A 12301-nucleotide genomic window follows, 5' to 3' on the forward strand; every position below is an offset into this window, starting at 1 on the left:
CTACAGGGCGAACACAGAAGATCAGAAGTGGATGTCGAGGTCGGCGCCGTTGCCGATGCCGCCGTCGAGCAGGTCGATGTCGCCCACCTTGACGTCACCGACGACCTGGCCGAGGTCGTTGTGCACGTCGCCGACCTGAGCGACGTCCTGCACGACGTTGCCGGTGACGTTGTCGGTCACGTCCAGGACGTCCTTGACGTCGACGTCTGCCGAGCCGATGACGTCCTTGACCAGCACGTCGGAGTCCACGACGTCCTTCACGAGCACGTCGGCGTCGAGGTCCTTCACGACCACGTCGGTCATGCCGTGCACGTCCGCGAGGTCGGTCACGGTGCTGACGACGGAGCTGTCGTGGGCGATGCCGGTGACGTCCGAGACGACCTCGTCGGCGTTGACGACGTCGAGGGTGCCGGTCACGTCGCCGAGGCCGCCGAAGTCGGTGACCAGCGCGGTGATCGCGGAGGGGGCGGCGACGTCGGCGATGCCCGTGACGCCCTCGATGTTGCCGGTGATCAGCTTGAGGCTGTCCACGGCGGTCAGGTCGCCCGCCTCGACCAGGACCTTGTCGATCGCGTCGATCTTCACGACGGACGCGCTGTCGAGCACCAGCGGGAGGATCTCGTGGACGTCGACCGGCGAGATGTCGCCCAGACCCGCGGCCTCGAGGGTGCCTTCCGGGTCGAGCTGGAACGCCTCGCGGGCGTCCAGGTCGCCGAGGAGGTTGAGGGTGAAGTCGTGCAGCGTGGTCTGGGTGGCCATGGAACTCGAGCTCCCTGTGGGGTGGATCGGGGGATGTCGTGATGAACCGTATGGACGAACGACATCCCCCAGCATCGGGAGTTGGCCCCAGATTGTGACGTACTGAGATCCCTAGGGGGAGGGCGTCACCCGTTAGGGGGGCGGGGATTTCACCCTTGAGGGTCGACTTTTCGCCATCACGGGCCGACGTAGTTCTCCGCGAAGGTGGCGCGGTAGGCGGGGGACTCGGCCAGGTGCTCCAGCCGCGCCTGGGCCAACCGTCCGAAGAACGGGGAGCTGACATCGGTGTGGATCATGTTCACCATCCACTGTGAAAATTCCTGTGCCCTCCAGACGCGGCGCAGGCAGTCCTCCGAGTAGGTCTTGAGACCGGTCTCGGATCCGGTGGCGTAGAAGTCCATAAGCGCACGTCCGAGCGTTGCGGCGTCGTTCATGGCGAGGTTCATGCCCTTGGCGCCGACCGGGGTGATGATGTGGGCTGCGTCACCCAGCAGGAAGAGCCGGCCGTACGACATCGGCTCGACCACGTGACTGCGCATGTCGAGCACGCACTTCTCGATGATCTTTCCCTCGGTCAGTCCCCACGACGAGTCGTGCAGTGCGAAACGTTTGTGCAACGCTTCCCAGACCTGTTCGTCGGACCAATCGGAGGCCTTTGTTCCGACTGGCACCTGCAAATAGAAGCGGGATATCGACGGCGACCGCAACATATGTCCCGCGAATCCGTCCTCGTGCAGCGCGTAAATGATCGCTTTAGTCGACGGAGGGGCCTCCGCGAGAATGGCCAGCCACTCGATCCCGTGCTGATGCGTGAATTCCGTCAGCACGCCCTCGGGAATGGAGGGCCGGCTTACGCCATGAAATCCGTCACAGCCTGCCACGAAATCGCTCGTGATGGTCTCGCGGGTGCCGTCTTCGCTGGTGAAGGCCACTGAGGGGGACGAGGACGTCAGGTCGTGCAGCTCCACGTCGCTGACCGAGAACCGGATGTCCCCACCCGTGTCCAGAAATCCCCCGATGAGGTCCTTGACGACTTCCTGCTGGGGGTAGACGTAGTGTTCGCGGCCGCCGTAGAGGTCGCTGTAGGACACCTGGAACGCCTGGCCGCTCACGCGGAATTCACACGTACCGTGACGGTCTGCTTCCATCAGCAAACGATCTGCCAGTCCGAGTGACTCCAACATGGTTACGGAGCGGTGTTCCAGGACTCCCGCCCGTGCTCGGGTTTCCACATGGGTTCGACTAGCTTTTTCGATCACGACGCAGTCGATACCTGACTGCTGGATCAGGTTTGCCAAGGTCAGACCGGCCGGCCCTGCGCCGACAACGGTCACGGAGCGCTTCAACTGGGGTTCTCCTAGCCCTAGACCTGCTGTGCTTAGATGCTCACCGCAGGTAGTTGACTGGAACCTGCTCGTGTCGGTCAACTGGGGTCTTTTGGAGCAGCGTCATTACTCTGAGTGGTTGACCGTCGCGATCCTTCCCCGCAACGACGACACCGCTCCGACAGGAGAGTGCTCCCGATGACTCGAAGAGTCCGCCGTATGGCCATCCGTGGCATCGCCCTTGCCACGCTGCTCGCCACCGTGGCGAGCTGTGGTGCGCTCGGCGGCACAGAGCAGGCACCCCAGACTGGCCAGAACACCAGTGGTCCGGTCGAGAAGGCCAAGATCACTCTGGGGGTCCTACCCATCCTCGACGTGGCGTCCGTCCACGTCGCGATCAAGAAGGGTTACTTCAAGGCCGAAGGCCTCGAGGTCGACCTGAAGGTCATCCAGGGTGGAGCCGCGGCGATCCCCGGCCTGATCAGCAAGGAGCTGGACTTCACGTTCGGCAACTGGGTCTCGTTCTTCGCCGCCCAATCGAAGGACGCCGCGAAGGCAGTCGACGGAATCAAGCTCATCTCCGACGGCTACCAGGCAAAACCCGACATGTTCCTGATCTTGGCCGGCGGTGACTCCGCCATCAAGACCCCCGCTGACCTCGCGGGCAAGACCATCGCGATCAACACGTTCAAGAACATCGCGGAGCTCACCGCGAAGGCCACGCTCGAGGCCGCGAACGTGGACGTGAACTCGGTCAAGTTCAAGGAGATGGCGTTCCCGGACATGCAGGCCGCTGTCCAGAACAAGTCCGTCGACGCCGCCTTCATGGTCGAGCCGTTCATCACTCGCGCGCAGCGCGCCGCCGGTCAGATCAAGGTGCTGGACGCCGCGTCCGGCCCGACCGACAACATCCCGATCGCGGGCTACGCCACCAGCGGCGCCTTCGCCAAGGAGAACCCCAAGACCGTCGCGGCGTTCCAGCGCGCGATGGCCAAGGGTCAGGCCGAAGCCGCCGACCGTCCCACGGTCGAGCCGCTGCTCGTCGAGTACGCCAAGGTCGACAAGGAAACCGCTGGTCTCGTCCACTTCGGTGCCTTCCCGACCACGCTCGACGCGACCCGGCTTCAGCGGGTCGTCCAGCTGATGGTGCGGTACCAGATGATGGACAAGGAGCTCGACGTCAAGCCGATGCTCATCCAGCCCTCCGGTAGTTGACGAACCGCGCGGGTGACTGTGATCAGGCCGTGATCACGGTCACCCGCGCGAACGTTTCCACCAGATGAATTATCGCTTAGGGGCCGTTTAGTCGCCCGGTTCAAGTTGTTGATTCTCGAACCAGCTGTTTTGTCGTCCGAACGGCGGTATGAGAACAGCGCGTTTTACTCCAAGATCCACCAGGTTTGCAGTTATTAAACGGGGCGGGGAGTGTTGACGGTGCGCGGTCGTGAGGACCAGCGAGGCATCGACCGGTTCCGCCTACGCAACTGGCGGTTGCGGAGCAAGCTCGCGGTGGTGTTGCTAGTACCAGCCCTGACTACCGCGACTCTTGCGGGCCTGAGGCTGAACACCCAGCTCGACGACGTCGAACTCTTCGGCAGCGTCCAGCGCGAGCTCGCCGTGAGCCACCAGGCCGCGAAGGTGGAAAACGCTCTACAGGTCGAACGTGACTGGGCAGTGCAGTGTGTGGCCGCCGGCAGGCAGAACGCGTGCCCTGAGCACGCCGCCCGCACGGGTCTCACCGATGTGGAATTGAGCAAGTACAGGGATTCGGGCGCGACGGCCACGGCCTTGAGCGCGCCCTTGCAGGAGTCGTTCACCAAGTCGCTGCAGGCCCTTGCCGGACTGGGCAGCCTGCGCGTGACGTTGCTGAGCACGAAGTACCCCGACGTCGCCGTGATCAGTGCGTACAACCAGATCATCGCGTCGCTCGGCACGGTGCACCGTGCCGCGGTGTCGAGCCTCAGCGAGCCGGAGATCGTTCCGCTGGTCACGGCGGCGCAGGCGCTCTACACCGCGCAGGAACAGCTCGGCCAGCAGAACTCGATCCTGACGTCCACCGCGCTGCGCAAGGGTTTCGCGCCCGGCGCCGCGGACGAGCTGCGTGCCGCGCAGTCCCGGCTGGACGCGGCGTTCAACGAGTTCAACGACGTGGCCTCGGCCGGCAACCAGCAGAAGTTCCAGGACGTCGTGTCCGGTTCGGCCGTGGACGGTCGCAACCGGCTGGTGCGGCTCGCGCTCGCGCAGGACGCCGAACGCAAGCCCGTGTCCATCACGGACGCCGAGGTGCTCAAGATCGGCCAGGACACCGCGAACCTGGTTCGCGAGGTCGCGACCGAGCTGGAGAGCCAGGCCGACGCGACGACCACGCGCCTTGCCGACGTGGCACGGGGTTCCGCGTGGCGTGACGCCGGACTGGTCGCCATCTCGCTGCTGATCGCGTTCGGTCTGATGGCGATGGTCGCGCAGTCGATGCTGCGGCCGCTGCGAGTGCTGCGGCGCAGCGCACTGGATGTGGCACGCAACCAGCTGCCTGACGCGATTCGCCGCATTCGTTCGCACCGCGACCCCGAACGGGCCGCGGAGGAGGCGATCGTCCCGGTGCCGCTCAACACGACCGAAGAGGTCGGTCAGGTCGCCAGGGCGTTCGACCTCGTGCAGCGCGAAGCCGTCCGCCTCGCCGTCGAGCAGGTGGCACTGCGCGCGAACGTCAACGACATGTTCATCAACCTGTCGCGGCGCTCGCAGGCGTTGGTGGAGCGGCAGATCAGCGTGATCGACCGGCTCGAGCAGGACGAGCAGGACCCGGACCACCTGGCGTCGCTGTTCGAGCTCGACCACCTCGCGACGCAGATGCGCCGCAACAGCGAGAACCTGCTGGTGCTCTCCGGCACGACGGTCAACCGCCGCGTCACCCGCCCGGTCGCGATCGCCGAGGTGCTCGGCGCCGCGGTGTCCGAGGTGGAGAAGTACGCGCGCGTCCAGATCGCGCCGACGCCGGAGCTCATGGTGCAGGGCCGCGTGGTCAACGACCTCGCGCACCTCGTCGCCGAGCTGCTCGACAACGCGACGGCGTTCTCCAAGCCCACCACCAAGGTGACGGTGCGGACGATAGAGACCCGCAAGGGCGAGGTCGCCATCCGCATCCACGACCGCGGTGTCGGCATGCAGGAGAGCGACGTCGTCGAGTTCAACGCGAAGCTCGCCGAGCCGCCGGAGGTCGACGTCTCGGTGGCCCGCGAGATGGGCCTCTACGTGGTCGGCCAGCTCGCGAAGCGCCACGAGATCCGCGTGACGCTCGGGAACAACGACGACATAGAGGGTGGCGTCACCGCCCAGGTGATCCTGCCGATCTCGTTGCTGCACAAGGGATCCGCTCCCGCGCTGCCGTTGCCGGCCGCACCGGTTCCCTCCGCGATCGAGTCCACCAGCGCGGGCGAGGCCCTGTCCGGTGTGCCGAAGTGGACGCCGGAGCACCCGGTCATGGTGCCGGGCCCCGTCACCGAGGACGACAACTCCGGCCGGCACCGCATCGAGCAGACGTCCACGGACGGCCTGTTCACCGCGCGGATCGAGGCGTCTGAGGATGCCGCTGAAGAGGGGTACTCCTACGAGCCGCCGGCGGACCGTCCCGCCGATCCCGCCACGGAGATCTTCCCGGCGATCGTCGACGAGCCGTTGATCTCGCACGACGACCTGTCGCGGTGGTTCCAGACCCCGTCGGCGCCCGAACCCTCCACAAAGGTCATTCCGTCAGCGGAGCCGGAACGCGCCGAGCACGACCAGCCGGTGCACGACCAGGCAGGGCACGACCTCGCAGGGCACGACGAAGCGGAGCACGACGCGGAGCCCGCCACGGTGAACGGCCTGCCCAAGCGGCACCGTTCGGCGGACACCGTGAAGATCGAGGCACCAACGGCGGTGCCGCGCGCGGTCGCCGACTACGCCGACTCCGACTGGGGCGCGGCGGACGAGGGCTGGAAGGCCGCGGGCGCACTCGGCAACGGTGGTACGGCGCAGACGACGGAGAACGGTCTGCCCAAGCGCGTCCCGAAGGCGCGCCTGGTCCCCGGTTCGCTGCCGAAGCCGTCGTCGCCGGCACCCCAGCTGACGAGCGCCGCCGCCATCCCAGGCCGGTCCGCCGACCGGTTGCGTCAGCGGTTCGCCACGTACCAGAAGGGTGTCCAGATGGGCCGTGAGTCGCTCTTCGACTCGGCCGTCGGAGGCATCCCCGTGATCGCAGAAAGGGAACGCCAGTGACCACCGCGACTGAGGAACTGGACAACTTCAGCTGGCTGGTCGAGGACTTCGTCAGCAGGGTGGCCGGTGTCGCGCACGCGATCGTCGTCTCCGCCGACGGCCTGTTGCTCGCTTCGTCCGACCGTCTGCCGCACGACCGCGCGGAGCAGCTCGCCGCCGTCTCGTCCGGACTGGTCTCGCTGAACCTCGGCGCGGCGCGCTGTTTCGAGGCCGGCGAGGTCAAACAGACCGTCGTCGAGATGGAACGGGGCTATCTTTTCCTGATGTCCATCAGCGACGGGTCCTGCCTCGCCGTGCTCGCCGCACCCAACTGCGACATCGGGCTCATCGGCTACGCGATGACCCGCCTGGTGGAGAGGGTCGGCCTCCAGCTGACGCCGGAGATTCGCGCCCAGCTGCACGTTTCCATGAGAGCCTGAGTAGAGAGAAGTTCCCATGAGCAACGGTGCTCCGGGTCGTCCGGGGTCACCTGGGGCCGGCCTGAGCGTGGTGTCGTCGAAGATCGTCGTCGCCGGTGGGTTCGGCGTCGGCAAGACGACGTTCGTGGGGTCGGTCTCCGAGATCACCCCGCTGACGACCGAGGCCGTGATGACCCAGGCATCGGTAGGCGTCGACGACCTGTCGATGGTGCCGGACAAGGTGACCACCACGGTGGCCATGGACTTCGGCCGGGTGTCGCTGGACAAGGACCTGATCCTGTACCTGTTCGGCACGCCCGGTCAGCACCGGTTCTGGTTCATGTGGGACGACCTGGTCCGCGGCGCCATCGGTGCCGTGGTCATGGTCGACACCCGCAGGATCGACGAGGCGTTCGCGCCCATCGACTTCTTCGAGGACCGCGATCTGCCCTACGTGATCGCGGTGAACTGCTTCGACGGTCTCATGCACCACCGTGCGGAGGAGATCCGGGACGCACTGACGATTCCGTCGTCGGTGCCGATAATCCCGTGCGACGCCCGCAACCGGCAGTCCACGAAGCAGATCCTGATCGCGCTGGTGGAGCACGCGCTGCGCCAGCCTTCGTTCGCGTAGACCCGCTTCCCGCGGAAACGGGGCCGGTGCCGTGTGCACCGGCCCCGTTCGCGTTGTGCGGTAACCCTTCTCGCGTCACGACCGATGACCCGGCGAGTCTTCGTACTCGGAAGGGCAGGCGCGTCAGGTGGGTCAGCGACTGGACAAGATCACCAGGAACCAGTGGTTCGTGCTCGCCGGTGAACAGGACGAAACCCGCGTGGACGGTGAGGATCGGCGATTTGGGCGAGGACAACGCGAGTTTTCCGCCGCCTGCCGACATGCGCGTGGTCACCGCTTACTTCGCCGCATCGCCCTGATCGTCGTTGCGCCTTCTGGTCCATCAGAGCCAGACGCGTGTGAACAGTTATTCGCCCGTTCGGCGGCGGCCGGTCCGGTGCCCGAGTTCGCGTGAAGTCCGGTAGTAGGGCGTGTTTCGCCTTGCCGTGCGGTACTTTCGCGATCCGGGTCGTCCGATCACCTACGAACGCTCTTGACCGTGCCAGCGGCGGTTCACACTTGACTCTTCTTGTGCCCCAACGGCGCAGCGATACAGTCGGGGTGCAATTACCCTGCATTGCGAGGAGATTCCTGTGTCCCTGCGCAAAACAATTGCTGTGGTCGCCAGTGCTGCCGCCCTCTCGGTCGGTCTCATCGGCACCGCGGAAGCCGCGCCCCGCACACTGACCTACAACTCGTCCGGCGCCGCTGAGTTCGTGTCGGCCGTCGACGCGGGCGCGAACGTGTGGAACACGCAGCTCCCGAACACCATCAAGCTGGTCAAGGTCTCCGGGGCTGCGAACATCACCATCGTCGCGGACAACGGCTGGCCCCGTGCCCAGACGACGAGCCTCGGCCGCGGCAAGATCTGGATGGGCCGCCAGGCGGTCACCGAGGGCCACAACAAGACCCGGATCGCCGCGCACGAGCTCGGCCACATCCTGGGCCTGCCGGACCGTCGCACGGGCCTGTGCACCGACCTGATGTCCGGTGCCAGCGCCGGCACGTCGTGCACGAACCCCAACCCGAACGCCGCGGAGAAGGCCGAGGTCGTGCGCAACTTCGGCGGGTCCGTGACGGTTCAGGCCACGACGTTCGAGGACGCTGCCTAAATCGCACGTGAGTGGTTGTGGTCTCCCTGACGGCCACAACCACTCACAGCGAGACCACGAGATCCACGCCCAGCGCCCGAAGCTCGTCCGGGTCGCCCGGCCCGCCGATCACGTGCACGCCGGCCGACCGCAGCAGCGGCACCATGAGCGCGAGCCCTTGCCGCGCAAGCCGTTCCGAGGGCGGCCTGGCCAGCCGGACGCCCCACACCGGACTGCGGTCCACAGTGGACAGCCCGCCGAACCCGCCGCCGAACTCGTGTAGCAGCACGTGCACGCCCATGTCGTGCAGCACCTCGAGGTTCTCCTCGCCGTCCGGCATCGACCGGACGTCCAGCGCCAGGAACAGCGAGGAAGCCGGGAACGAGTTGGCCCGCAACGTGGACCGCACGTGCGCCGCGAGGTCCGGGTCCCGCGACTGGTCCCGGGACAACCGGATCAGCACCGGCTCGCCGCGCGAACACGCGTCCTGCAGCACCATCCTGGCGAGCCGGGCGGCCAGGCCGAGAGCGTCCGCGTGGGCGACGACGTCGTCGTGCCGGGTGGTGCCCCACCGCAGTGAGGCCTCCACGAAGGCGAGCGGTCCCGAGACCCACGACACCGGCGCGTACTTCACGGAGATCTCGCCGTTCTCGAAGGCACCGGGCATCGCCGCGATCCGCGCGAACCGGGTGCGGTCGGCGGCGTCGGCCTCGTGGTCGTAGATCGCCCACTGCCTCTTGCCGCCGGTTTCCGCTCTTCGCAACGTCGAATGCGCGCGCCGCAGCACCGCCGTGGGATCCACGCCGGGACCCGCCGTGTGCACGAAACCGATCGACGTCGACACCGCGACGCCGGCGCCCTCCAGGTACACCGGCTCGGACAGTTCCTCGTCGATCATCGCCGCCAGCGCCGCGACGTCGGGAGAACCCTGGATCAGCACGACGAACTCGTCGCCGCCGACCCGTGCCACCACCGCGTCCGGCAGCACCACCCGCAACCGCCGCGCCACCTCGACGAGCACGGCGTCGCCCGCCACGTATCCCAGACCGTCGTTGACGATCGTCAGGCTGTCGACGTCCAGGTAGCCCAGCGTGTGCGGTTCGCCGGTCGCGAGCGCGGACTCCAGCTTGTCGGTGAACGACGCCCGGTTCGGCAGTCCGGTCAGCAGGTCCGTCAGCGACTGGTGGCGCAGCCACTCCTGGAGCATCCGCTGCTCGGTGACGTCCTCGATCAACGCCACGTGGAACTTCGGCAGCCCGTCCGATCCGCGCAGCACGGACAGCACGACGTTCGCCCACACCGTGTCACCGTTGGCGCGGGTGAGTTCCCACTCCCGCCGATCAGTGTCCACAGAGGACGCGAGTGTCCGTCGGCAGGCCGCGGCCAGCGCGGTCGCGTCCGGCTCGGCGAACAGTTCCTTGGGCATCTCCTCGTGCCCGAGGATCGCGGCCAGCGCCTCGTTCGCCTCCACGACCGCGCCGTCCAGGTCGAAGATCGCGATGCCCACCGCAGTCGTCGCGAAGACCTGGGCGAAGCGGGCCTCGCTGTCGTGCAGGTCGCGCTGCGCGTCCTCGACGGCCTTCAGCAGCGCGTTCTTGACCAACTCCTGCTCGGCGAACAACTGGTCGCGCGTCGCCCGCACGTAGCCCGACGCCAGCGCGCCGAGCACCTCGGGAGGAAACTCCGGCCCGAGCACCTCCAGCGTGCGGCGCAACGAGTCCGGCCCGGTGAAACGCTTGCGCACCAGCCATTCGCCGATGGCCGCCGCCTCTTGCCCAGCACGCAGCCGGGCGGCGTGTTCCTCGAGGTGCTGCGTCAGCCTCCGCCGTGACATCGGCGAATACGCGCTCTCGATCAGAACAGCCGCCCAGCGCTCTGCGACGGGCGTGGCGGTCATCAGGGCTTGCGACCCACCGCGGCGTAGAGGTTGGCCTTGGACGGGTCGTCGCCGACGTCCTCGGGCGTCTCGGGCCGCCACTGCGGCGTGAACACGACGCCGGGCTTCACGATCTCGGTGCCCGCCAGCATGTCCGTCACCTGGGAGCGGGTGCGCGGGGTGATGGGCTCCGCGGTCTTCGCGAAGATCTCCTTACCCGCAGCCATGGCCGCCGGCATGCTGTCCGCGGTGAAGTGCGACAGCGCCAGGTACGAGCCGGACGAGAGCGACTCCACGTAACGGGACAACACGCCCCACGGGTCGTCCGAGTCCGGGATGAACTGCAGGACGCCCACGACCAGCAGGCCGATCGGCTGGAAGAAGTCCAGGTGCTGCCGAGCCTGCGCCACGACCTTCTCCGGCTCGCGCAGGTCGCCCAGCAGCGCCGTCACGTCCTGCTCTCCCGCCAGCATCAGCTCGGCGTGCGTGATCGCGACCGGTTCGAAGTCGACGTACACGACCTTCGAGCCGGGGGCGACCTCGTGCGCCACCTCGTGCACGTTGCCCACCGTCGGGATGCCGGAACCGAGGTCGAGGAACTGCCGGACACCCAGTCCGGCCAGCTCCAGCACGACCCGGCGCAGATAGGCGCGGTTGCGCCTGGCCATGTCGCGCACCGGAAGGACCTTGATCAGCGCTTCCGCCGTCCTGCGGTCCGCTTCGAAGTTGTGTCCGCCGCCGAGCAGGTAGTCGTAGATCCGGGCGGAACTCGGAACCTCGACGTTGACGCCTTCCGGAACCCAGCTGACTCGATCGACCACAGCCACACCTCTCGCGATGCGAATTCTGAGCGTCGATAACCCTACTGGCCGCAGGCGTAGGCCGAACGAGGGAATTCACCCATCACACGAATGGTGAGTCAGAGGATGAACCAATCGGTGCAGCCACTTGCGAACCGGAACTTCACCGGTCCTCGTGGTGCGGCCCCCATGACGAACATGCCCATTTCGTCGAGCTCCGCTGTCTCGTGGTCGCCGGCCGGCGTCACGAGGGTGACCTGTCCGGTGGCCGGCATCAGCTGGCCGGTGACACCCGCCGCCGACACCTCCACCTGCAGCATCACGCCGTCCGCGTCGAACACGAGCTGTCGCGCCGTCGACGTCGACCGCGCACGGGCGAACAGCGTGTCGTCCAGCACGGAGTCGTACGACGTGATGAGCATCAGCTCCTCGTCGATGTTCCGCCACGTGAAAGCGGCCTTCGCGGCCTCCACGAACTCCGGCGGCACATCCTCCGAAGGTGTGCTCAACGCGTCGCGCAAGGCGTCGAGCAGTACTTCGTCACTGTCCCAGTCGTGCCGCACCCAGCACACCTCCTCTCTTCAACGGTGACCCCAGAAACGCCGACAGCGCAGGGGTCTTCCGCAACTTCTCCAGGCAACGTATCCGCGTCGGGCCGATGCTGCCGACCGGCATCGAGAGCTCTTCGCTCACGACCTGGTAGCTCGGCGGCGGATCGGTCATCAGCCTCGTCAGCAACCGCTTGCACTGCTCCGTGAGCTCGGCGAACCCATCTCGCAACGCCTGCCGCCGCTCCACGGCCAGCAGGTCCGCCTCCACGTCCGCGTCCGCCTGTTCCGACTCCAGCGCGTCGGACTCGGACAACGGGTCGTAGAGGTGCGTCCGCTGCTGCACCCGCAGCACGCGCAGGCACTCGTTGCGGGTGGTCGTCATGATCCAGCCCGGTAGTGCCTCCGGCTCGCGCAGTCGTCCGATCTGCTCCACGAGCCGAAGCCACAGCGTCTGGTTCACGTCGGCCGCGTCCGCTGGGCGCAGCCGGTGCTTGTAGATCACCGACACCACCAGCGGCGTGTAACGGTCCACGATCTCGTTCCACGCCGACTGGTCGCCCTCGGCCGCCGCGCTCACGAGCGCGGCGATCGGGGATGCAGAACTCACGTCGACTCCTTGCGATCACAACTG

At 67.1% G+C, this 12301-nt stretch carries 11 protein-coding genes; 5 read left to right on the forward strand and 6 right to left on the reverse strand.

Annotated elements, in window-relative coordinates; genetic code table 11:
* Positions 1-21 precede the first annotated feature (21 nt).
* Positions 22-759, reverse strand: coding sequence for an IniB N-terminal domain-containing protein (locus ACIRG5_RS39070; RefSeq protein ID WP_402914662.1), 738 nt, complete (start codon positions 757-759; stop codon positions 22-24).
* A 176-nt stretch (positions 760-935) separates the two neighbouring features.
* Positions 936-2105 (reverse strand): 4-hydroxybenzoate 3-monooxygenase, encoded by a 1170-nt coding sequence (locus ACIRG5_RS39075; RefSeq protein ID WP_402914665.1) that lies wholly within the window; start codon positions 2103-2105, stop codon positions 936-938.
* 198 nt (positions 2106-2303) lie between these two features.
* Here ACIRG5_RS39075 and ACIRG5_RS39080 point away from each other — a divergent pair, with 198 nt between their 5' ends.
* The 5 genes from ACIRG5_RS39080 to ACIRG5_RS39100 all read left to right on the forward strand — a co-directional run bounded on the left by ACIRG5_RS39080 (position 2304) and on the right by ACIRG5_RS39100 (position 8464).
* Positions 2304-3299: an ABC transporter substrate-binding protein gene (locus ACIRG5_RS39080; RefSeq protein ID WP_402914667.1), complete on the forward strand. Its 996-nt coding sequence runs from the start codon at positions 2304-2306 to the stop codon at positions 3297-3299.
* Between the two features lie 219 nt (positions 3300-3518).
* A complete protein-coding gene (locus ACIRG5_RS39085; RefSeq protein WP_402914670.1) occupies positions 3519-6341 on the forward strand; it encodes a nitrate- and nitrite sensing domain-containing protein in 2823 nt (940 codons plus the stop codon).
* A complete protein-coding gene (locus ACIRG5_RS39090) occupies positions 6338-6760 on the forward strand; it encodes a roadblock/LC7 domain-containing protein (protein ID WP_030468876.1) in 423 nt (140 codons plus the stop codon). Before ACIRG5_RS39085 ends, ACIRG5_RS39090 begins: the two co-directional genes overlap by 4 nt.
* Positions 6761-6776: 16 nt before the next feature.
* Entirely contained in the window at positions 6777-7373 is a 597-nt protein-coding gene (locus ACIRG5_RS39095) for an ATP/GTP-binding protein (protein ID WP_319978727.1), read from the forward strand.
* A 572-nt stretch (positions 7374-7945) separates the two neighbouring features.
* On the forward strand, positions 7946-8464 hold the full coding sequence (locus ACIRG5_RS39100; protein ID WP_402914673.1) for a snapalysin family zinc-dependent metalloprotease: 519 nt from the start codon (positions 7946-7948) through the stop codon (positions 8462-8464).
* A 43-nt stretch (positions 8465-8507) separates the two neighbouring features.
* Here ACIRG5_RS39100 and ACIRG5_RS39105 read toward each other — a convergent pair whose 3' ends face one another.
* From ACIRG5_RS39105 to ACIRG5_RS39120, 4 genes are all read right to left on the reverse strand, one after another.
* Positions 8508-10340 (reverse strand): diguanylate cyclase domain-containing protein, encoded by a 1833-nt coding sequence (locus tag ACIRG5_RS39105; protein ID WP_402914675.1) that lies wholly within the window; start codon positions 10338-10340, stop codon positions 8508-8510.
* Positions 10340-11140 carry an SAM-dependent methyltransferase gene (locus ACIRG5_RS39110; protein WP_402914678.1) on the reverse strand — a complete coding sequence of 267 codons (801 nt, stop codon included), beginning with the start codon at positions 11138-11140 and terminating at the stop codon, positions 10340-10342. The genes ACIRG5_RS39105 and ACIRG5_RS39110 overlap by 1 nt, the downstream gene beginning before the upstream one ends.
* A gap of 98 nt (positions 11141-11238) precedes the next feature.
* The gene (locus ACIRG5_RS39115) at positions 11239-11682 is read right to left on the reverse strand and encodes a hypothetical protein (RefSeq protein ID WP_402914680.1); all 444 of its coding nucleotides are present in this window, start codon (positions 11680-11682) and stop codon (positions 11239-11241) included.
* The gene (locus tag ACIRG5_RS39120) at positions 11660-12277 is read right to left on the reverse strand and encodes an RNA polymerase sigma factor (RefSeq protein WP_402914683.1); all 618 of its coding nucleotides are present in this window, start codon (positions 12275-12277) and stop codon (positions 11660-11662) included. The genes ACIRG5_RS39115 and ACIRG5_RS39120 overlap by 23 nt, the downstream gene beginning before the upstream one ends.
* Positions 12278-12301: the final 24 nt, after the last annotated feature.

The organism is Lentzea sp. NPDC102401, assembly GCF_044765805.1.
Classification (GTDB): domain Bacteria; phylum Actinomycetota; class Actinomycetes; order Mycobacteriales; family Pseudonocardiaceae; genus Lentzea; species Lentzea sokolovensis.

Bases quoted from the DNA above. Each gene is read 5' to 3' on its own strand.
- ACIRG5_RS39070 (WP_402914662.1), bottom strand. From the start codon at position 759: ATGGCCACCCAGACCACGCTGCACGACTTCACCCTCAACCTCCTCGGC.
- ACIRG5_RS39080 (WP_402914667.1), top strand. From the start codon at position 2,304: ATGGCCATCCGTGGCATCGCCCTTGCCACGCTGCTCGCCACCGTGGCG.
- ACIRG5_RS39095 (WP_319978727.1), top strand. From the start codon at position 6,777: ATGAGCAACGGTGCTCCGGGTCGTCCGGGGTCACCTGGGGCCGGCCTG.
- ACIRG5_RS39105 (WP_402914675.1), bottom strand. From the start codon at position 10,340: ATGACCGCCACGCCCGTCGCAGAGCGCTGGGCGGCTGTTCTGATCGAG.